At 45.2% G+C, this 21,136-nt stretch carries 18 protein-coding genes; 13 read left to right on the top strand and 5 right to left on the bottom strand.

Features of this window, described 5'->3' with window-relative positions; genetic code table 11:
- Positions 1 to 82: 82 nt before the first annotated feature.
- Positions 83 to 919: a S1-like domain-containing RNA-binding protein gene (locus tag A7K50_RS03940; protein ID WP_119774699.1), complete on the top strand. Its 837-nt coding sequence runs from the start codon at positions 83 to 85 to the stop codon at positions 917 to 919.
- Here A7K50_RS03940 and A7K50_RS03945 read toward each other — a convergent pair.
- A complete protein-coding gene (locus tag A7K50_RS03945) occupies positions 888 to 1,601 on the bottom strand; it encodes a uracil-DNA glycosylase (protein WP_119774700.1) in 714 nt (237 codons plus the stop codon). The genes A7K50_RS03940 and A7K50_RS03945 overlap by 32 nt on opposite strands.
- A gap of 249 nt (positions 1,602 to 1,850) precedes the next feature.
- Between A7K50_RS03945 and A7K50_RS03950 the strand changes: the two genes are divergently transcribed.
- Positions 1,851 to 3,035, top strand: a complete 1,185-nt coding sequence (locus A7K50_RS03950) for a PLP-dependent aminotransferase family protein (protein ID WP_119774701.1) — start codon at positions 1,851 to 1,853, stop codon at positions 3,033 to 3,035.
- Between the two features lie 11 nt (positions 3,036 to 3,046).
- Here the strand turns inward: A7K50_RS03950 and A7K50_RS03955 are convergent, their stop codons facing one another.
- The 4 genes from A7K50_RS03955 to A7K50_RS03970 all read right to left on the bottom strand — a co-directional run bounded on the left by A7K50_RS03955 (position 3,047) and on the right by A7K50_RS03970 (position 8,298).
- Positions 3,047 to 4,264, bottom strand: coding sequence for a Ger(x)C family spore germination protein (locus A7K50_RS03955; RefSeq protein WP_119774702.1), 1,218 nt, complete (start codon positions 4,262 to 4,264; stop codon positions 3,047 to 3,049).
- Entirely contained in the window at positions 4,261 to 5,355 is a 1,095-nt protein-coding gene (locus A7K50_RS03960) for an endospore germination permease (RefSeq protein WP_348980868.1), read from the bottom strand. Before A7K50_RS03960 ends, A7K50_RS03955 begins: the two co-directional genes overlap by 4 nt.
- Positions 5,352 to 6,962, bottom strand: coding sequence for a spore germination protein (locus A7K50_RS03965; protein WP_119774704.1), 1,611 nt, complete (start codon positions 6,960 to 6,962; stop codon positions 5,352 to 5,354). The genes A7K50_RS03960 and A7K50_RS03965 overlap by 4 nt, the downstream gene beginning before the upstream one ends.
- 118 nt (positions 6,963 to 7,080) lie before the next feature.
- Positions 7,081 to 8,298 carry a Ger(x)C family spore germination protein gene (locus A7K50_RS03970; protein ID WP_348980867.1) on the bottom strand — a complete coding sequence of 406 codons (1,218 nt, stop codon included), beginning with the start codon at positions 8,296 to 8,298 and terminating at the stop codon, positions 7,081 to 7,083.
- 196 nt (positions 8,299 to 8,494) lie between these two features.
- Here A7K50_RS03970 and A7K50_RS03975 point away from each other — a divergent pair, with 196 nt between their 5' ends.
- The 11 genes from A7K50_RS03975 (at position 8,495) to A7K50_RS04025 (ending at position 21,092) form a co-directional block, all read left to right on the top strand.
- The gene (locus A7K50_RS03975; RefSeq protein WP_119774705.1) at positions 8,495 to 9,052 is read left to right on the top strand and encodes a TetR/AcrR family transcriptional regulator; all 558 of its coding nucleotides are present in this window, start codon (positions 8,495 to 8,497) and stop codon (positions 9,050 to 9,052) included.
- 45 nt (positions 9,053 to 9,097) lie between these two features.
- Positions 9,098 to 11,149, top strand: coding sequence for a proton-conducting transporter membrane subunit (locus A7K50_RS03980; RefSeq protein WP_119774706.1), 2,052 nt, complete (start codon positions 9,098 to 9,100; stop codon positions 11,147 to 11,149).
- A gap of 40 nt (positions 11,150 to 11,189) precedes the next feature.
- Positions 11,190 to 12,185 carry an NADH-quinone oxidoreductase subunit H gene (locus A7K50_RS03985; RefSeq protein ID WP_119774707.1) on the top strand — a complete coding sequence of 332 codons (996 nt, stop codon included), beginning with the start codon at positions 11,190 to 11,192 and terminating at the stop codon, positions 12,183 to 12,185.
- Positions 12,178 to 12,837, top strand: coding sequence for a hydrogenase (locus A7K50_RS03990; RefSeq protein WP_119774708.1), 660 nt, complete (start codon positions 12,178 to 12,180; stop codon positions 12,835 to 12,837). The genes A7K50_RS03985 and A7K50_RS03990 overlap by 8 nt, the downstream gene beginning before the upstream one ends.
- An 11-nt stretch (positions 12,838 to 12,848) precedes the next feature.
- A complete protein-coding gene (locus A7K50_RS03995; protein WP_119774709.1) occupies positions 12,849 to 14,333 on the top strand; it encodes a hydrogenase 4 subunit F in 1,485 nt (494 codons plus the stop codon).
- Between the two features lie 117 nt (positions 14,334 to 14,450).
- Entirely contained in the window at positions 14,451 to 16,073 is a 1,623-nt protein-coding gene (locus A7K50_RS04000) for an NADH-quinone oxidoreductase subunit C (RefSeq protein WP_243103632.1), read from the top strand.
- A 468-nt stretch (positions 16,074 to 16,541) separates the two neighbouring features.
- A complete protein-coding gene (gene nuoB, locus A7K50_RS04005; protein WP_119774711.1) occupies positions 16,542 to 17,357 on the top strand; it encodes an NADH-quinone oxidoreductase subunit NuoB in 816 nt (271 codons plus the stop codon).
- Between the two features lie 239 nt (positions 17,358 to 17,596).
- Positions 17,597 to 18,424, top strand: coding sequence for a carbon-nitrogen hydrolase family protein (locus A7K50_RS04010; protein ID WP_119774712.1), 828 nt, complete (start codon positions 17,597 to 17,599; stop codon positions 18,422 to 18,424).
- A gap of 46 nt (positions 18,425 to 18,470) precedes the next feature.
- On the top strand, positions 18,471 to 19,514 hold the full coding sequence (locus A7K50_RS04015; RefSeq protein ID WP_119774713.1) for a DMT family transporter: 1,044 nt from the start codon (positions 18,471 to 18,473) through the stop codon (positions 19,512 to 19,514).
- A 97-nt stretch (positions 19,515 to 19,611) separates the two neighbouring features.
- Positions 19,612 to 20,196 (top strand): PadR family transcriptional regulator, encoded by a 585-nt coding sequence (locus A7K50_RS04020; RefSeq protein ID WP_243103633.1) that lies wholly within the window; start codon positions 19,612 to 19,614, stop codon positions 20,194 to 20,196.
- 50 nt (positions 20,197 to 20,246) lie between these two features.
- A complete protein-coding gene (locus A7K50_RS04025; RefSeq protein ID WP_119774715.1) occupies positions 20,247 to 21,092 on the top strand; it encodes an alpha/beta hydrolase in 846 nt (281 codons plus the stop codon).
- Positions 21,093 to 21,136 lie beyond the last annotated feature (44 nt).

Genomic DNA, 21,136 nt, shown 5'->3' on the forward strand with positions numbered 1-21,136 from the left:
AGTAGTACAATCTTCTAAATAAAGATATAATAGGAAATACTAAGATCTGATATATGATGTATGAAATAAAGAGGGAATTTGGATGATTGAATATGGCAAAATGCAGGAACTAAAAGTCGTGAAAACATCTCAAAATTGGTATATCCTGAATGCAAAGAACGATACGCAAAATAGTGTATTATTACCGATAAGCCTGGCTCCGAAGGATATCAGAATAGGTGATAAAATCGAAGTATTTGTTTATAGAGATACGAAAGAAAGGATCATGGCCTCCATAAAAAAACCAAGGCTGGTACTTGGTGAAACGGCTGCTTTAACTGTCGTCGATACGACAGAATTTGGCGCTTTTTTAGACTGGGGTTTGGAGAAAGACTTATTGCTGCCGCTTAAAGAGCAAGTCGGTGAGGTTAAAAAAGGCGGCACTTACCTGGTGGGATTAGCGCTCAATAACAGCCATCAATTATATGCCACAATGAAAATATATGATTCGCTCAAAATAAACGCTCCTTATAAAGAAAATGACAATGCCCATGGCACTGTCTATAACTTTAATCCTGAGTTTGGCGCGTTTGTCGCCGTGGATAATCAATATCACGGGATGATTCCAAATAAAGAATTGTATGGCAGCATCGCAATCGGTGATAAGGTCGACGTCCGAATCAAGAAGGTAAGACAGGATGGCAAGCTGGAATTAAGTTTAAGACAAGAGATCGCCCAGCAAATAGAGACGGATGCCCGGGTCATTTTTGAGAAGTTAAAAGCAAACGGCGGTGTGCTTAAGCTCAATGACAGAAGTTCTCCCGAAAAAATCAAGTCGGAACTGAAAATGAGCAAATCTGCCTTCAAGCGGGCGTTAGGCAGGCTGCTCAAAGAAGGTGCAGTCCAAATCACGGACGATGCGATTCGGTTAATGTGGTAGATGAGGCAGGCAGATTTTCTATTTGCCAGTCAATTGGCTTCTTGCCAATCGAGACCAAAAATTGATTGGCCCTGGAAAATGGTCTGCTGCCGAAGAAACCGGCATGGGCGGACAGTGGACTGGGATGGACAGATTTGATGATACAATGCCTGGATGGATTGAGAATGCTCAGTTTAGACTGGGCATTTCTTCCCCAGAGGATAAAAACAACAGGGTCTTCCTGCTCATTTAAGAGCGCAATGATTTTATCGGTAAACTGGGACCAGCCGATGCTGCTGTGGGAATTGGCCTGACCGGAACGGACGGTCAGCGAGGCATTCAGCAGCAGGACGCCTTGGTCGGCCCATTTCTTTAAATATCCGTTGTTTGGAATATAACATCCCAAATCATCGTGCAGTTCTTTAAAGATATTTATCAAGGACGGCGGGGTCTGGACACCCGGCTGAACAGAAAAGCTTAGACCGTGGGCTTGTCGAGGGCCATGATAGGGATCCTGGCCTAGAATAACTACTTTTACATCCTTGTAAGCGGTATAATGCAGCGCATTGTAAATATCGTATTTATCGGGATAAATGGTTTTTGTCCTGTATTCGTCGATCAGAAACTTTCTAAGTTTTTGATAATATTCTTTCGTAAATTCCGTATGAAGCAAATCGTCCCAGTCATTTTTTAGGATCTGCATTCCAAATCACCTCGCAACCAATTATATCATTTTAGGTCATCACATAACAGAGAGAGCTGGGGTATCGCGGGGTAAAACATTCCTGAACGTTCAGGAAAGCAGTTTGATCTTAGGCGTTGATTCTTAGAAGGGGATGAAGGCTCTTAGGAAGAAAACCTCCGCAGATATTGGGACTTTAATCTTCCGCTTAAATGTGGGATACTAATAGATATGTGAATTTGTGCAAAAAGGCAGGAAAAAGAGAACGTTATGGAATATAACTATGCAAAAAGGATTAATCATTTGAAAGCTTCAGAAATCAGGGAGATATTAAAAGTCACGGAAAATCCGGAAATCATCTCCTTTGCGGGCGGGCTCCCGGCGCCGGAGCTGTTTCCAGTTGACGAGATTAAAGAAGTCAGCAGGATTGTGCTGGAAGAAGAAGGGACGGAAGCTTTGCAATATACGACCACTGAAGGTTATCTTCCTTTGCGGAAATGGATTGCAGCGCGTATGAATAATCGGCTGGGCACCAAATTTGAGCCGGATAATATCCTTTTGACCCACGGTTCACAGCAGGCCCTGGATCTTTCCGGAAAGGTTTTTTTAGATGAAGGAGATATCGTACTGTGCGAAAGCCCGACGTATCTTGCTGCCATCAGTGCGTTCAAAGCTTATGGCTGCGAGTTTAAAGAGGTGCCGACGGATGAGGAGGGCATGATCCCTGCGGAACTGGACAGGATACTGGATAGTACGTCCAATGTTAAACTCATTTATGTCATTCCCGACTTTCAAAACCCGACAGGCAGGACCTGGAGTCTTTCCAGAAGGGAACATTTGGTTAAGGCGGCCAGGAAACATCAGATTATGATCATTGAAGACAATCCTTATGGCGAATTGCGTTTTGAAGATGAACCGCTTCCGTCCCTGCAGGCTTTTGACCAGGACGGTTGTGTCTTAAGCCTCGGAACGTTCTCCAAAATATTCTGCCCGGGCTATCGGATCGGCTGGGTTGCCGGGAATCAGAAGGTGATTGAGAAGTATGTCCTTGTCAAACAAGGAACGGATCTGCAGTGCAATACGCTGGCGCAGAGAGAAATTGCCAAATACCTTGAATTGTATAATATCGATGAACATATTGAAAAAATTCGCAAAGTCTATAAAAGACGCCGCAATCTGACGATAAAATTAATGGAGGATCATTTCCCAGAGGGAGTCACCTTTACCAGACCCAAAGGAGGGCTCTTCGCCTGGATTGAGCTTCCGACGGATATCAATGCCAGGGATGTGCTGATCAAAAGTCTGAAAAAGAACGTCGCGTTTGTACCCGGCGGGTCATTCTTCCCGAACGGTGGGAGAGAAAATACTTTCCGGATCAATTTTTCCAATATGCCTGACGATAAAATTGAAGAAGGACTGCAAAGCCTCGCCAATGTCCTGCGTGAGTTTGTCTAGCATGATTTTATTCAATCGGTAGGATTAATCTCTAATTTTTCTTTTAATCTGCCGGTGCTGGTGATCTTTGCTTTCACATTAATCTCAACATTAGCGTTTACAAAAGCTTCTCGCCATTCCGATCCCAAAGCATGAAATGTTTTGGGATCTTTATGATGAAGCTTTTCGGAGAAACCTAAGAAATCAGCCTGATAAGTTTTGGCCTGGTTAACTGTTACAGTGGCTATTTTTTTTAGGTTTTCACTAATGACAGGTTCTAATTGCGCAATATCTTCTTTCGCAAGGGTTAAACCGTTATTTTCATCGATTTCTCCTTTCGTCTCGATGGTAACCTGATAAGATATTTTTTGATTGGTAACAACCGGTTTTACTTTATACGTCGAACGGGTTAGAAAATAGTTAAACATGGTTCCGTCCTTCTGAACGGGAATAGAAAACGGACCTTTGTTAATTTTTTGCGTCAGCAGCAGAAAACCAATGGTTTGTTCCTGATCAAGCCAGCCGACCAAATGGCCAGCCTGAAAAACCCCCAGGCCTTCAATAATGCTTCCTTCGGTTTTGGGATTGTCTCCGGATTCTTTATTATCCGATTCCAAGGGTATAATCTTAATTTGCGGTAAAACTGCATCACGGTCAGTGCTTGTCAGCCAGGATACAAACGTAGAGAAATACATACCGTAGGATTTGCCGCTGTTTGTAGCTTGTAAATCGATAAACTGGGAGACCTCCTCAGAAAACGACCGATCGGTCGTGCCTCCTGCCTTAAGTATTTCCTTGGCCTCACCTTTACACACTAAAATAATATCGCGTGGCCGGGTCTGCGGGAAGCGGGCATAATGTTCGATAATTTCAGGCGCTTTTTTTTGGGCGGCCTCTTCCCCAAGAATAATGCCTGTAGCATAACCATAAAAAGGGACAGTTGGCAGTTTTGCGGAATAATTTCTGATTGCAACCTGCATGACTACTCCCTGAGCGCTGACAAGCTGTTCCATATTATTGTTTGAACCGGACTTATTTCCTTGGCTCTGTCCCTGACTGCTTTGAGGCTTCTGGATCAGCGTGGCCGCAGTCCAAATGTTCTGACCGTTGATTTGGGTATAATCAAAGCTGCTTAGCGTGACAAAAGCCAGCGTTTCGACTTCCTTGCTGCTCCAGCATCCTGAACAGAATAATAAAAGTGAGAACAAAACGCTGAAGGTCCTTATGTTTCTAAAACGGAGTTTTTTCAATGGTAACGCCTCACTTTTTTCTTTTCGATGATCGTAAGGAGCAACAACAGACCAGGAATCAGCAGCTCAAATGTTAAACCGATTGACGGCCATATATTTTTGAGAAAATAACCGACATCAAGAGGACTCTCAAATAACAAGTTCGGTGCGATAATATTCAGCAGGGCAAGCCCCAGGAGAACGTACTTCTTGTTTTTAAGAGAAAACATCCGGACTAAGGTCATTGTCTCCAGGTAATACATGACAGCTACTTTGACAACGATACCGGATACCCAGATAAAAATAACAAGGAATTCCAGCCTTTGAATTGTAATGAATTTGATATATTTAGCCAAATATAGAAAAGCAAAATACATCTCTCCCGTATATTCAGGACCAAAAACGGTAATGGTGGCAATATTGATGAAGGTCAACAGAATGCCGGCAGCGATAATTCCCAAGATGCCGTTTTTTAAAATATCTTCCGACTGATTTACTTTTGGGAATAAAAATATAAGTACGACAATCTGGCCGAACCAGGCTATAGGGACAAGGGAAGCATCCAGAACGGACAGGACACCCTTATCCAGAAAGGGCTGCAGATTGTTTAGATCCATATCTCTGACGGCTAACGCCAGCAAGACCGCCAGAGATAGTATAAATAAAGGAAGAATAAACTGGTTGACCCGCACAATTACTTCGATTCCTTTAATAACCGCATAGGCAGCCACAATCATCAAACCTGTTTGAAAAACATAAGGCGGCGTTTCGGGCATAAGGTTCATATTCAAAAAATCAGTAAACTCTCTTAATACCGTAATACTTATGATCAGAAAGAATAATACATATCCGAAAGTCAAGATCTTCCCGAGGGTTTTGCCGAGCAGGATTTCGGCATATTCGGGCAGCGTCAGCTTCGGAAACCGCTTTCCCAGATAATAAATCAGCATGAGGTTAACGATCCCGACAGCAAGCGCAATCAGGACGGATAGCCAGGCTGATTCTGCGGCCTTTTCCGCTGTTATGCCGGGGATTAACAGGATGGCAGTAGATATGACAATCATAAACATCAAAGAAGCAAGTTGTACACCGGATATCTTTTCGGTATTTATGACCTTTTCCTCCTATCCATTGGTTTCGACGGACCCTGGTTGTCTTTCTGCCGGACAGGGTTCACCGTACGGAACGACTTTGGCCGTTGGGACATAGCCCACCATGGAGCCCGCACCAGAATATCTTTGATTTCGCCAAGGCTTAAAGGAGCAAACGGAATCAAATAAGGGACACCGAAAGAACGCAGGCTGCAGAGATGGATCAGGATGATCATCAGGCCGAACATGATACCGACTCCTCCCAGAAAGCTGGCCAGTAAAATCAACATAAACCGCAGTATTCTGAGCGCATAGCCGGCATCGTAATTTGGAATCGAAAAAGACGCGATTGCCGTGGTCGCTACGACAATAACGGAGATTGGGGAGACCAGGCCTGCGTTGACCGCTGCCTGGCCGATAACCAAACCGCCGACCGTGCTGATGGCCTGGCCAATGGTTTTCGGCAGCCGGACACCGGCTTCCCGCAAAAGTTCAAATGTAAACTCGATGACAAGGATCTCCAAAGCAATTGGCAACGGTAAACCCTGCCTTGTTCCTGCCACTGAGCTGACGAGATGCGTCGGCAACAATTCCTGGTGAAAGGAGAAGACGGCAACGGTGACTGACGGCAGCAACAAGGCCAAATTCAAGGCAATCAAGCGCAGAATCCTTGTAAACGTCGCAAATACTGAACCGTGATAATAATCCTCGGCTGCCTGCAGCATGGTTACAAATGTCGCCGGAATGAGCAGCGGCATTGGAGAATTGTCCACAAGAACCGCGATTCTGCCTTCCAACAGCGAAGCAGTGACCTTATCAGGCCTTTCCGTGTATTGTACCAGCGGAAATAGGGAATGTTGCTCGTCCATAATCAGTTCTTCAATGTAACTGCCCTCCAGGATACTGTCCGTTTTGATTCTGCCAAGCCGCTGCTTCACTTCCTGCAGCAATTGTTCATTCACAATCCCTTCAATATAGCAGATTGCAATTTTCGTATGGGTCAGCTCACCGACTTCTAAAGTTTCCAGTTTAAGTCTGCTGGTTTTTAGACGTCTTCTGATGAGGCTCATGTTTGTATCGATGGACTCAATGAATCCATCCTTTGGCCCGCGCACACCTGGTTCGGTATCAGACTCAACAATGGATCTGTTTTCGCCGCCTCGTACCCCGGCAGCCAGAGCTGAAGACGAACCGTCGATGATCAGAACCGCATTGCCGGCAAACATTTTTTGTTCGACTTCATCCAGATAAGAAACCGTGCTGGTTTCAGTAAGATTCAGTAGGCTGTCCTGAATGATCTGCAGCAGGTTTGCGTTGCCGCCCTTCGTCAATTGCTGCAGTTTGCGCGTCTCTTCCAACAGGGTTTTCAGTATAGAATCACTGATCACTCGATTGTCCGTGATGGTTGTAGCATAGACGATGAAAGCCCTTACCGGTTCTTCCAAATTAATTTGAAATGGATGAAACTGGACATCCGAACAATTGGCAAAAGACTGCTGCAGTTTTTTTAGGTTATCTTCATAATTTTTGGACAGCGGTTCTTTTTTAGGAGCCCCCGAGGCAGGAAGGGGGTCAGGTACTTTATTTGCCCGGTTTTTTAAGGTTTTCATTAGTCGATCGATAAACATCTTTTGTTGGCCTCATTCCATCCAATACGGTATTGATATATTATTTCCTGCTCAGGGAATATTTATAATATATTCCAAACTTTTCTAAAAAAAGGAACTTTATAAACCTTTTAACCTTTCAGTCAGTAGGATTAACCTCTAATTTTTCTTTCAGTCTGCCGGTGCTGGTGATCTTTGCTTTCACATTAATTTCAACATTAGCGTTTACAAAAGCTTCCCGCCATTCCGATTCCAAAGCATGAAATGTTTTGGAATTTTTATGATGCAGCTTTTCCGAGAAACCCAAAAAATCAGCTTTGTAGGTCTTGGCCTGGTTAACTGTTGAGGTGGCTATCTTTTTTAGTTTTTCACTAATGACAGGTTCTAATTGCTCAATATCTTCTTTAGTCATCCTTAAACTGTTATTTTCATCGATTTCTCCTTTCGTCTGAATTGTAACCTGATAAGATATTTCTTCGTTGGAGACAACTGGTTTTACTTTATACGTTGAACGGCTTAGAAAATAGTTAAACATGGTTCCGTCCTTCTGAACGGGGATGGAAATAGGGCCTTGGTTAATTTTTTGCGTCAGCAGCAGAAAACCGATGGTTTGTTCCTGTTCAAGCCAGCCGACCAAATGGCCGGCCCGAAAAACACCCAGGCCTTCAATAATGCTTCCTTTGGTTTTGGGATTGTCTCCGGATTCTTTGTTATCCGATTCCAAGGGTATAATCTTAATTTGCGGTAAAACGGCATCACGGTCATTGCTTGTCATCCAGGATACAAACTTATAGAAATACATACCATAAGATTTGCCGGTGTTTGTGGCTTTTAAATCGATAAACTGAGATACCTCCGAAGAAAACAACTGGTTCATCGTGCCTCTCGTCTTAAGTATTTCCTTGGCTTCACCCTTGGCCACTAAAACAATATCGCGTGGCCGGGTCTGTGGGAAGCGGGCACGATGTTCGAGCATTTCAGGTGCTTTTTTTTTGGCCACCTCTTCCCCAATAATCATGCCTGTAGCGTAACCATAAAAAGGGACAGTCGGCAATTTCGCGGAATAATTTCTAATTGCATCCTGCATGGTTGGTCCCTGACCGGTGACAAGCTGTTCTGCATTGCCGCTCAAACTGGACTTCTTTCCTTCATCTTGTCCCTGACTGCCTTGCGGCTTCAGGATCAGCGTGGCCGCAGTCCAAACATCCTGACCGTTGATTTGGGTATAGTCATAGCCGCTTAGCGTGACAAAAGCCAGCGTTTCGACTTCCTTGCTGCTCCAGCATCCCGAACAGAATAAAAAAAGCGAGAGCAAGACGCTGAAGGTCCCTATATTTCTAAAACGGAGTTTTTTCAATAGTAACACCTCACTTTTTCTTTGTTATGATAGCGAATAGCAGCAACAAATGGGAACGACATATATAGTATTTTCCGGTGCAAATAAGTTTATGAACCCTGTCTAGATCTGCTTGACAAGTTATTGGGTCAATCCTATAATTTATTGAGGCTACCTAACGTTAGGTAGGTATTTTGTTTTTGGGAGGAACACGACGGTGGAAACGAAGCAAAAGCTGATGGACTCGGCTTTCAGATTGTTTGCAGATAAGGGCACGGAGTTTTCCTTAACCGAAGTTGCCAGTGAAGTCGGGATTCAAAAAGCATCGATCTATGCCCACTTTTCCAGTAAAGAAGATTTATTGTATGCGATCATCAATCGTGAAATTAACCAGTATTTCCTGGAGATTAACGAACATTGCGAAGATCTGCGAAGCATGTTCTTTATGATTCTCGATTACTATGATAAGTCGCTGACAAAACTCTATTTCTGGAAGAGGCTGCTGCTTTTCCCACCTAAAGCGTTTGCTGAAACATTGATCGCCAAAATCCACTGTTTATCAGAAGAGCGGTTCCAGCTGGTTAAAAATATTATTCGAGCCAATATGGATAAAGGGGTCATCCGGCATCAGGACCCCGAATCCGTGGCAATATCCTATACGGCCATGACGCATGGGCTGCTGTCAAGCATTCTCATTTATCAGCCTGAAGATGTAACAGGCCATTTTGAGGAGATTTGGGAGAATTTCTGGCGGGGGATTTGTTCGAATGGTTAAACGTTGATTCTACATTTGATTTCACATATGGAGGACAAATGTCTCATGGAGCTTTTACTGCATCATCTATATCTAGTCTCAATATTTGGCTATCTGCTCGGAGCTGTCATTTCTCTCGGATATCTCTTTGCTAAAAAACAAAATACAGGCCATATCATTGTCAATGCGCTATGTATCGCGGCTTCCGCAGCCGCCTCAGCAGCTTCCATCGGAAAAATCTTCTCGGGAGTAGAAATACTGAATATTTTTTCGCTGCAATCTACGATTCCGTTCATTACGCTGGAAATCAGGGTAGATAATCTTTCTGCTTTCTTTGTGCTGGCGCTGTCGGTTCTGGTCTTTTGTGTTTCGATCTACTCGATCGGTTATATTTCCCATTACAACGGAAAAAGGAACATCGGCCTGTTTAACTTCCTGTATGTAATGTTTATCATTTCGATGTTCTTTGTACTGACCTCGGCCAATGCCGTTTTCTTTTATATCTCCTGGGAAGCAATGTCTTTGCTGTCTTATTTCCTGGTCGTATTTGAGTCGGAGAAAGAAGAAAATCAAAAAGCCGGGACGGTCTATATTGTGATGACGCATCTGGCAACTGCTTTATTGTTCATTGGCTTTATGATCGTTTATCACTATACGCATTCCTTCGACCTGATGGCAGCGCATAACGGCACAGTGATCCCCGAAATAACCAGAAACATTGCCTTCATCTTATTTTTGGTTGGCTTTGGCACCAAAGCAGGTGTTATCCCGCTGCATATCTGGCTGCCTTACGCTCACCCGGCTGCCCCGAGCAATGTCTCGGCTCTGATGTCGGGAATCATGATCAAGACGGCCATCTACGGACTGATCCGTTTTGTGCTTTGCTATTTAGGTGTTCAGGATACCTGGTGGGGAATTGTCATTCTTGTTTTGGGCATGCTGTCAGCTGTGCTTGGGGTTGCCTATGCTTTAATGGAACATAATATCAAAAGACTGCTGGCCTTTCACAGCGTAGAAAATATTGGGATTATCCTGATTGGCTTAGGAGTCTCGTATATCGCCTTTGCCCAGAACCATTTGCTCGTTGGCGGTCTGGCCTTAACAGCAGCACTGCTGCATACGTTCAACCATACCTTGTTTAAGGGTGGTTTATTTCTCGGAGCCGGAGCAATCCAATATGCCGTACATACCAAAGATATTGAAAAACTTGGCGGGCTTCTGAAAAAGATGCCCGTTACCGGTTTCATGGTCCTGTGCTTTTCTTTGGCCATATCGGCCATCGTGCCGTTTAATGGCTTTATCAGTGAATGGCTGACATATCAGTCCTTATTTGCCAATATACTGCCCGGACAGTTCGGCTTAAACTTCTTTTCGGCGGTCGCCGTGGCAGCGCTGGCATTGACCGGAGCGTTAGCTGCTGCTTGTTTTGTGAAGCTGTTCGGGATATCGTTTCTAGGCCTTCCGCGAAGCGAAGAAGCTGCGAACGCGCAGGAGGTTCCCAAAACCATGAATATCGGTATGGGCATTCTTGCGTTGATCTGCCTCGGGATCGGACTTTTTCCGTTAACAATCTTAAAGCTACTGGATCCGGTCGTTGGCAGCCTCGGCGGCGGCTCGGTCTTCAGTCAGCTTCAGGGAGGCTTTATGCTGGCTTATTATCCGCTGACGGTTTCCCCGGGCAGCATATCTCCTGCGGCCCTGGTGCTGGCTTTGGCCGGAATTATCCTGTTGGCGCTTCTGGTCATCCGGATCGTTGGCGGTGAATATATCGAACGGAAATACGGAACGTGGGACTGCGGCTTTGAAGCGCTGAATGCGCGCATGCAGTACAGCGCAACCGGTTTTTCCAAACCGATCAAGATTGTTTTCAGGATCTTGTTCAGACCGACCAGGAAAATTACGACAGGGGGGGACTCCTTCTATTATCCGGAGTCAATCGAATATGCGACGACAGTTGCTTCGATATTTGAAGATTACCTCTATCATCCGGTCATCAAAAGACTTCAGAAATTTTCCCAAAGAACAAAGTATAAGATTCAAACCGGCAGTATCCATAATTATTTGATCTATCTATTTGCCGCGGTTCTCTTACTGATGCTCTATAACCGTTTGGCTTAAACAATTAGACTGAGGGATTGGCATTCGAGGCGGAAGTTTAATGAAAGACTGTACACCGGGAAGGATAGGGAATGAAGCAATGAACAGCATCGCCTATATTATCATTCAACTGATTGTTACTCTTTTGGCTGCACCGCTCGTGGGCGGCCTGATCAAAAAGGTCAAAGCTTTGACTCAAAAGCGCAAAGGTGCGCCTGTCTTGCAGATGTATTTTGATCTGTATAAATTGCTGCAAAAGACCTCTGTCGTTTCAGAGGTATCTTCGTGGATTTACAAGGCAGCTCCGTATATCGTTTTTGCGACAGCTCTGGCTGGTGCGCTGTTGGTCCCTGTATCAACCAAGATTGTACCGGTTCTGATTCCAGGTGATTTTATTATGCTCGTTTCCATCCTGGCACTCGGCAGATTTTTTATGATGGCTGCCGCCCTGGATACGGCGAGTACCTTCGGCGGGATGGGAAGCAGCAGAGAGGCCATGATTTCTTCACTGATTGAACCATCCATTCTTGTGGCCCTGTTTACGGTAGGACTCCTTTCCGGATCCACTTCACTGCCTCGCATGATGCAGACCGTACAGGTAACAGGGTTTCCTTTGGCTCATCCGGTTTATATGATGGTGGGGTTGGCGCTGCTGATCATTATCATTGCGGAGACATCCAGGATTCCGGTCGATGATCCGTCCACCCATCTGGAATTAACGATGGTGCATGAGGCGATGATCCTGGAGTATTCAGGCCGGCACCTAGCTTTGTTGGAATACGGCGCAGCCGTGAAACAGTTGGTTTTTATCACCCTGTTTGTGAATTTATTCATTCCGCATGACCAGCTGATTCCGTTTATGGGTTTCGGCGCTGTTATTTTGTCACTTCTGCTTTATTTGCTCAAAGTGGTCCTTATGGCGGTGGTCATCGCATTGATTGAAGTCAATACCGTTAAGTTCAAGCTTTTCAGCATCCCGAACCTGGCTGCCTTATCTTTTATTCTTGCTTTTCTGGGAATTTTGCAATTCTTTATCCTTGGAGGTTATCATGTCTGAAAATCTTTTGGAGACCTTGTCTGTGCTGATTTTACTTTCTTCATTTGTGCTTATGGCCAATAAACGGATCAGTTCCTATATCAAATCTTTCCGGATTCAGTCACTGCTGATTGCTTTGGCTGCCGGGGTCATGGGAGTAAGAAGCCTGTTGGACGAAGGACGCTGGGATATTATGATTGTCTGTATCCTGATTGTTGTTCTGAAAGTCATCTACATTCCGGGTCTTCTGAACAGGACATATGCCTCTGTAAGGTACAAAGTTGAAAAAGACTTTATCTTAAATATTCCGATTCTAGTTTTGGTCTGCTGCGGACTGGTTGTTTTTTCTTACTTCACGCTGGCAACGATTGACGGCAGCAGCCAGGGGATGTCCAATATGCAGCTCGTCAACTCGGTTTCCGTGATCTGGATCGGCCTTTTCTTTATGATCAGCCGTAAAAAAGCGCTTGGACAAATCATTGGCTTTCTGGTCATCGAAAACGGTCTGTATATTACGGCCATGCTCGCAACGCAGGGAATGCCTTTCATTGTGGACCTTGGGATATTCATTGACCTGGTGACCTTCGTTCTGATCATGGGTATGCTGACGTTTCGAATGAATGACCAATTTGACTCCATTGATACGGATCAACTGAATAATCTGAAAGGATAAGATATAACGATATGGGTTTTTTACTTCTGGTCATTCCAATCATAGCTTTATTGCTGCTCTTTATACTTAAAGCGAAGCGGCTGCACCACCTCGTCAGCGTCTCATCTGCTGTTCTGCTGCTGATCATCGCAGCTACCCTGACCCATGACGTCATACTGTATGGAGCGATTGCTTATTCTTCGCTGGGCGGATTTTTCTATCTCGATGCCCTGAGCATGATGATTCTGGATATTGTCCTGACGATAGGTTTGATGGCGGCCATTTTTTCGATCGGTTATCTTGAGGAAGAAGTCAGACAGGGTAAGCTGCCGGTCCCAAAAATCCGACTGTACTATATGCTGATGGTGACCTTTATTTTTACGATGGTATTAGCGCTGACAGTCAGAAACATGGGTCTGATGTGGATTGCGATCGAAGCGACAACGTTGGCCTCAGCCTTTTTGGTCGGCTTTTATAACAATCGTTATGCGCTTGAAGCTGCCTGGAAGTATGTCATTATCTGTTCTGTCGGTATTGCAGTTGCCCTGCTTGGTATCATCTTGCTGCATCTTTCTTCGGCTGGAATATTGGAGAACGGCTCATTTTTGGATTGGACGGCGCTGTACGCCAATGCGGCATCGTTAAAAGGTTCTGTCCTGCGCCTGGCCTTCATCTTTATTTTGGTCGGATTCGGGACGAAAGCCGGCCTTGCTCCGATGCATACCTGGCTGCCTGATGCACACAGTCAGGCTCCTTCGCCGATTAGTGCCATGCTATCCGGTGTTCTTTTGAATAGTGCGATGTATGGCATTATCCGGACGACGGCCATTGTGAATCACAATCAGGGGAGCAGCAGCTTTGCCGGAAGGCTCCTCATCGGGATCGGGATTTTATCGATTGCTACCGCGGCTGTATTTATTCTGACGCAGAAGGATTACAAACGGCTTCTGGCTTATTCCAGTATTGAACATATGGGAATTATCGCTGTTGCGATCGGGATCTTTACACCGCTGTCTATTTTTGGCGGGTTGCTGCATATGATCAATCACTCGCTGACCAAATCCATGCTGTTTTTATCTGCCGGTAATATCATGCAGAGATATGACACCAAACAGATTTTCAAGATCAAAGGGATATTGAAAACGCTGCCTGTTTCGGGAACGGTCTTTCTGCTCGGTCTGTTTGCTATTGCCGGAACACCACCCTTCAGCGTATTTGCGAGTGAGTTCAGCATTACCGCCGCAATCTTCAACCAATCCAGCCTTTGGGTCGGGATGGTGTTTATCCTGCTTCTGGCGGTTGTCTTTGCCGGAATCGCTGTGACGCTGTTTAAAATGTTTTATGGTCAGCCGGACAGTACGGAGGCTGCTGATGCCAAAACAGGAGAAATCAATATCCCCGGAACGGTTTGCCTGGTTGTTTTGCTGGCAGCTGTAACAGCCGGCGGGGTTTATCTGCCGGAAACAATCCGAGAGCTGATCATTCAGGCCCAGGGCATTGTTCTGAGTATAATCTAAGACAGGGATTCGTAAATCCTGTAAAAATAAAGGTGTATTGCATGCAGACGAATCCTAACAAAATGGTTTAATTAATGGAAACTTGATTCACGAATCAATCTACGAGTCAATGAAATATTGCTGGAAATAGAGGTAGAGATGATGAAGGCATCCGAATTGAAACAAATACTCGCGGAAAAGTTTTTCGTTGCAGAGTTGGCCGATATTAACGGGAGAAACAGGAAGGGCCGGGATCATGAGCTTTACCTAAAAATAGCTTCGGAAAGTATTCCCGGAATATGCGCCTATTTGAATAAAGAACTGGGTTATCCGCTCATCCTGATGTTTGCCAATGATGAGCAAATCCAGAATTCCTGCTTTGGCGTTTATTACGTTTTTGCGGACAGACAGGAAGCACTGCTTGTGGTGATGAAAACGTCGGTCAGTCCTGACAAAATGGAAATGCCATCCGTCAGCAATATTATCCAAGCTGCGGCAGCGTACGAGCGGGAAATCAAGGATTTATTCGGAATCATTCCGGTAAACCACCCGGATGCCAAAAGACTGGTTTTTCATAGCAACTGGCCGAACGGGGTTTATCCGCTGCATAAAGCTTTTCCAGCCGGATACAGACCGCAGCGGGCGGCAGAAGAGATTAATTTCTGTAAGGTTGAAGGGGAAGGGGTCTATGAGATTCCCGTCGGACCTGTCCATGCCGGAATCATCGAGCCGGGCCATTTCCGTTTCAGTGTGGCCGGAGAACCAATCATTAATCTTGAAGCACAATTGTACTTTGTCCATAAAGGAATAGAGAAACTGGCCGAACAGCAAAGCATTGAAAAATGCCTGTATATTTCGGAACGGATTTCCGGGGACGAGACCTTTGCCAATTCCCTGGCGTACTGTCAGGCCATCGAAAAGATTGCCGGAATCGAAGCTCCGGTCAGGGCAGCCTATATTCGAGTTATTTTTGCCGAGTTGGAGAGACTTACCAGCCATCTTGGCGATCTTGGCGGGGTTTGTCTTGACGCTGCTTACGGGTTTGCGACGTTCCAGTTCCGGATGATCAGAGGCTGGGCTTATGCTTTAGCGGATGAGCTATGCGGCATGCGTTTCCTGCGAAGTGTCAATAAACCGGGCGGGGTACGCAAAGATTTTGTGGCCGGAAAGGAAACCAGTCTGATTGTCCAGCTGGATAAAATCCGCCGCGAGCTCGAGGATACAGTCGAGATTATCAAAGCCAACAGTTTATTTATTGACAGAATTGAAAATACCGGTATTCTAGATCAGAAAATTGCTGCCGATCTAAACGCGGTCGGCCCCGGCGGCCGGGCTTCAGGACTGCGCTATGATGTTCGAAAATCTTTTCCATATGCGGCATATTCGCAGCTCAAGTTCAATATCCCGGAACATTACAACGGCGATATCAACTGCCGGCTGAATACCAAAATAGAGGAGTGCTTTGAATCCATTAACCTGATGGTCCAGGCAATCAATCAAATGCCTTCCGGGAACGTTCTCGAACCTGTTAAATCTGTTGAACCGTATCGCTTTGCTTTTGGTTTGACCGAAGCCCCGCGCGGCGAAAACATCCACTGGCTGATGACCGGCGAGAACAATACGGTGTACCGTTATAAAATACGGACGCCGTCTTTCTGCAACTGGCCGGCCCTCTGTCATGCTGTCAAAGGCAATATTGTGCCGGACTTTCCGCTGATCAATAAAAGCTTTAACCTTTCCTATGCAGGGAACGATCTCTAAAGCAAGCGGCATACTGCGAGTACCACGTTCTCCAATTACTAATTTTAAAAACGGTTATGTAGGGTAAGTCTGTGGGCCACAATACCACTTTCCGGCCATTGTGCCATCCATGGCACAAAAGGCCGCGCTGCGCAATCCTGCTCCGCTCACAGTGGAACTGTGGCCCCCAGACTGATCTTATGCATATTCAAGTAGGCTTGCATGTCAGAATGTAGCTCGTTTTTTAGATATTTAAAAGTTGTAATCGTAAAACTTACTTTAAACGATTATCCATATCAATATCCGGCATACAGAAATTACTAACTAGCTTTTATTAGTCTGCGTGCCACGGTTCCAGCGCCAAGCGGAGCATGGAGTGCGTAGCGCGGCCTTTTGTGCCATGGAAGGCACAACGGCCGAAAGCGGAATTGTGGCATGCAGACAGACCCCAGATAACAAAATATACTGTACGAGCAAGGAAGACGAAAAATGTTTAAGACGCTAAAAAAGATCATCCAATATCCAAGGCTTACCCAGGAATATCCCAAAGTACCCGCCAGTGGCGGTCAGTTCCTGGGGAAGACCGAAATCAATCCAGAAAAGTGCAGTTTTTGCGGGGAATGTGTCCTGCGCTGTCCCTCTCAGGCAATTGTGATGGCTAAGGAAGCAGGCATCATTGGGATTAACTATGACGCGTGCATCTTCTGTGTGTTGTGTGAAGAAGTCTGCCCAGTAGGCGCAGTAACGACCACCAACCAATTTGAGCTGGCTGAAAAGGATAAAGCAATGCTCCACGTGGATAAGAGCGTATCTGTCAAAAACCAAACGGTGATGATTGATGAAAATAACTTGCCTGACACTTCCTACGAAGCAGTTTGCACGGACCTGAAAGCAAAGATTCAAAAGATGTTTGGCCGGAGCCTGCAAATCAGAGAAGTGGATTCCGGCTCCTGCAACGGCTGTGATTATGAGATCAATGCGCTGAACAATCCTGTTAACGATATTGAAAGGCTCGGGATCAGTTTTGTGGCGTCGCCAAGACATGCCGATATGCTTTTGGTGACAGGCACCGCAACCAGAAATATGCAGCAGGCGCTGGTGAAGACGTATCATGCAGCACCTGATCCAAAACTGGTCGTGGCAGTGGGTGCCTGCGCCTGCAGCGGAGGCATTTTTAAGGACTCCTATGCCACCAACAACGGCATCGATACCATTGTACCGGTCGATGTGTATATCCCTGGCTGCCCGCCACGGCCTCAGGCCATTATTTACGGCATCTTGAAAGCGCTGGACCGGATGAAGTAAATATTACTTCGACGGCTATGGAGAACTAGTATCGCGGTGCTATGAATGGCATGGAGCAGTACGAATCGGTCTACTAGTTGACTTTTTCCGGACGTGTATGATAATGGATAGTAAGCAGATAAGAATCCTAAATAGAAGTATTTTAGGATTTTTTTCGTGCTATATTATTTTGATGATTGTTTAGCTTGGATAAAATTGAGAATGTATAAGAATAAAAAAAGTGTAAAGGATGGATCTTCTTGTCTATTGTTCGAGCTGCAGCGCTTCAGTTAAAAGTCTCTCCAGACAAAACGGAGAACGTTGATCGTCTTCAACAACATTTGGCCAGCCTGGCTAAAGAGAATGTCGATCTGGTCATTCTGCCGGAGATGTTCAACTGCCCGTATCAGACGTCTTTATTTCCTGATTATGCAGAGGAAGAGGGCGGGGCATGCTGGCAGAAGCTCTCATCTCTGGCGGCACAGTATAAAATGTACCTCGTTGCAGGTTCGATGCCGGAAAAAGACCGGGAGAACAAGATTTATAATACCTCGTATGTGTTTGACCGGCAAGGCAGGCAAATAGGCAAACACCGCAAAGTCCATCTCTTTGATATTGATATTGAGGGCGGACAGCAATTTCGGGAATCAGATACCTTAAGCCCCGGAAACAAGGCCACTGTATTTGACACGGAATTCGGAACGATGGGACTCTGTATCTGCTATGACTTGCGCTTTCCGGAACTGGCGAGACTAATGGCTGATCAGGGCGCTAAAATGATTATTGTACCTGGAGCGTTCAATATGACGACCGGCCCGGCCCACTGGGAGATTCTGTTCCGCACCCGCGCAGTGGATAATCAGGTCTTTACGGTGGGTGCTGCTCCGGCCCGTGATGCGGAAGCCGGATATATGTCCTGGGGGCATACGCTCATGGTCGGACCGTGGGGAAATGTCCTGCAGCAAATGGATGAACGCGAAGGTTGTATCATTCAGGATCTTGACCTGGCTGAAGTGGCTAAAGTCCGCCGTGAATTGCCGCTGCTTGCCCAGAGAAGGTCAGACCTGTATCAATTGACTTCAAAATGATGATCACGTGACGTCGAGATGATGTCAATAAGGCAGGGGGGGTTCGATGCAAAAACAAAAATTTGCAGTATTCCAGGCACTCCTGGCAGCTGCACTTTTTGGTATAAGCACGCCATTGTCCAAATTGTTATTGTCCCATTTATCACCGATCATGATCGCTGCACTTCTTTATCTGGGTGCTGGTACCGGCATGTTCGCGCTGCGATTAATCATTAAAGCAAATAGACCCTTATCTAAAGAAGCAGGTATTGCCAGGAAGGATCTGCCCTTTACAATTGGAATGGTGATTTTGGATATGAGTGCGCCTATCCTGCTCCTGGTCGGATTGAGTACGACTGCGGCTGCAAATGTATCTCTATTGAGCAATTTTGAAATTGCGGCAACGGCACTTCTTGCCCTGTGGCTCTTTAAGGAGACAATCGGGCAAAGACTTTGGACGGCAATCATTCTCATTACGGCTTCCAGCATACTCTTATCTTTAAAAGATATTCAAGGACTTTCTTTTTCGGCAGGTTCTATATTTGTCCTGCTGGCCTGTCTCTGCTGGGGATTAGAGAATAATTTTACGAAAATGCTTTCGCTGAAAGATCCTATGCAGATTGTCGTCATTAAAGGATTGGGGTCTGGAGCAGGCTCCTTGCTTATTGCCCTTGTCACCAAACAAATGACAGCCGATTATAGCTATATTCTTTTTACGCTAATATTGGGATTCTTCGCTTATGGCCTCAGTATCTTTTTCTATGTCAGAGCCCAGAGAGACCTCGGGGCGGCCAGAACAAGCGCCTATTATGCTGTTGCACCGTTTATTGGCGTTGGCTTATCTTTTATTGTCGCCCAAGAACCCATAACAAGTAATTTTATCATTGCAGCCATTCTAATGATATGCGGGGCCTATTATGCGGCTAGGGAGAAACATGACCATCAACATCGTCATGAAACGTTGTGTCATGACCATCGCCATCATCATGGTGACGGCCATCATACCCATGTTCACGGTGATTTTACATCAGGGGAACACAGTCATCCGCATGAACATGAAACCATAGAACATGCGCATCATCATGCACCGGATATGCATCACAAGCACTAAGCATTTAACCTGATTGATATTAAAAATTTTATAAATGGGATAGCACTTTACAAATACAGTAACATATGATATTAATAACATATGTTACTGTATTTTTTTGAATGGAAGTGAAAAAGAACAAATGATGTCCATGATGATGTCCATTAATTATGCGATTCTGGGAATTCTCAGTACGCAGTCTCTGACGGGGTATGATCTGAAAAAAATTATTCAGGATTCATCTTTTATGTATTGGTCCGGCAATAACAATCAGATCTATAAAGCCTTGGTTGAACTGCTGAACCTGGGTTTTGTGACCAATGAAATCCAGATGCAGGAAAGTTCACCTGCCAAAAAAATATATACGATCACGGCAGAGGGGATCGTAGAATTGAAAAAATGGGTGCTTTCAACACCGGAAATCGCGGAAATCAAAAAAACATTTCTGATACAGCTTGCCTGGTCGGATCTCCTGAATGATGAGGAATTAAAAAGCTTGCTGTTGGCATATGAAGAGCAAATAAAAATGCAGATCATCCTGGAAAAAGAGAAAAGCCGCAGAGGCAGGTTTTCACCAGCCAGAAGCAAAAGGGAACTTACTATGTGGGAGATGATTCAAGAGAATATCATTTCATCCTATGAAAATGAACTGAACTGGCTGGAAAAGATCCGGAATAAGCTTAGCAGCGATTTCCAGCAATGAGTAAACGACAAGAAGAAAATGGCAGATGAATATCGAATGGAGGGAAAGCTATGAAAAACGGAATGGCCTTCCGCACTCCGGAAGGGAGAAAAGAAGTTCTCAGAATGTATGATGCTTTATTGGAACAATGGTCAGCGCAATATGAGACGATCCATCTGACTACTCGGTATGGCAAAACGTTTGTTTTAGCAGGAGGCGATCCGAACGCGCCGCCGTTGATCCTTCTCCATGGCAGCGGGATGAATTCTGTGATGTGGCTGGGTGATATGCCGACCTATACGAAGCATTTTCGCGTCTATGCTGTCGATATTCCAGGGGAACCTGGGAAAAGTGCCGAAGAACAGTTGCCTTTCGACAGTTCTGCATATGCGGAGTGGCTTGATGATGTCTTAAAAGCGTTAGCGATCGATAAAGCAAATATAATCGGGATTTCTTTAGGTGCCTGGCTCGCGATCAAGTATGCTGTTTTCCGGCCGGAAAAAGTAGAAAAGCTTGTCTTGCTTTGCCCATCCGGCGTGGGACCGCAAAAGGGTTCTTTCCTTTTTACAGCGATGTTCTATATGTGTTTTGGAGATCGCGGGCTAAAAAAGCTCTTCTATAAAGTGAACGGCAATCAGCCTATTCCCGACATCGTACTGGACTACCAATTGCTGATTGGCAAGAGTTTTAACTTTCGCCGTGAAATGATACCCATTTTTTCCGATCAGGAACTGAAATCCTTGACGATGCCGGTAATTTTATTTGCGGGCGGCAAAGATATCATGCTTCATTCGGCGAAGACTGCTCGGCGGATGGAAACATTGGTTCCGCAGGGCAAGATCAATATTCTACCCGAAGCAGGCCATACACTTACCAATCTAACCACGGAAATCTATGATTTTTTAATTCAGGAATAATGGTATTAAATTCTTTTGTTTTTTACGTAGTTATTAGAAATTTT

It is taken from the genome of Dehalobacter sp. MCB1, from assembly GCF_003590275.1.
GTDB lineage: Bacteria > Bacillota > Desulfitobacteriia > Desulfitobacteriales > Syntrophobotulaceae > Dehalobacter.

What these genes read in the sequence shown, in the direction of transcription:
- A7K50_RS04015 (WP_119774713.1), top strand. Translation starts at nt 18,471, where the DNA reads ATGCAAAAACAAAAATTTGCAGTATTCCAGGCACTCCTGGCAGCTGCA.
- A7K50_RS04025 (WP_119774715.1), top strand. Translation starts at nt 20,247, where the DNA reads ATGAAAAACGGAATGGCCTTCCGCACTCCGGAAGGGAGAAAAGAAGTT.
- nuoB (WP_119774711.1), top strand. Translation starts at nt 16,542, where the DNA reads ATGTTTAAGACGCTAAAAAAGATCATCCAATATCCAAGGCTTACCCAG.
- A7K50_RS03940 (WP_119774699.1), top strand. Translation starts at nt 83, where the DNA reads ATGATTGAATATGGCAAAATGCAGGAACTAAAAGTCGTGAAAACATCT.
- A7K50_RS03990 (WP_119774708.1), top strand. Translation starts at nt 12,178, where the DNA reads ATGTCTGAAAATCTTTTGGAGACCTTGTCTGTGCTGATTTTACTTTCT.
- A7K50_RS03950 (WP_119774701.1), top strand. Translation starts at nt 1,851, where the DNA reads ATGGAATATAACTATGCAAAAAGGATTAATCATTTGAAAGCTTCAGAA.
- A7K50_RS03965 (WP_119774704.1), bottom strand. Translation starts at nt 6,962, where the DNA reads ATGTTTATCGATCGACTAATGAAAACCTTAAAAAACCGGGCAAATAAA.
- A7K50_RS03945 (WP_119774700.1), bottom strand. Translation starts at nt 1,601, where the DNA reads ATGCAGATCCTAAAAAATGACTGGGACGATTTGCTTCATACGGAATTT.
- A7K50_RS03980 (WP_119774706.1), top strand. Translation starts at nt 9,098, where the DNA reads ATGGAGCTTTTACTGCATCATCTATATCTAGTCTCAATATTTGGCTAT.
- A7K50_RS03985 (WP_119774707.1), top strand. Translation starts at nt 11,190, where the DNA reads ATGAAAGACTGTACACCGGGAAGGATAGGGAATGAAGCAATGAACAGC.
- A7K50_RS03995 (WP_119774709.1), top strand. Translation starts at nt 12,849, where the DNA reads ATGGGTTTTTTACTTCTGGTCATTCCAATCATAGCTTTATTGCTGCTC.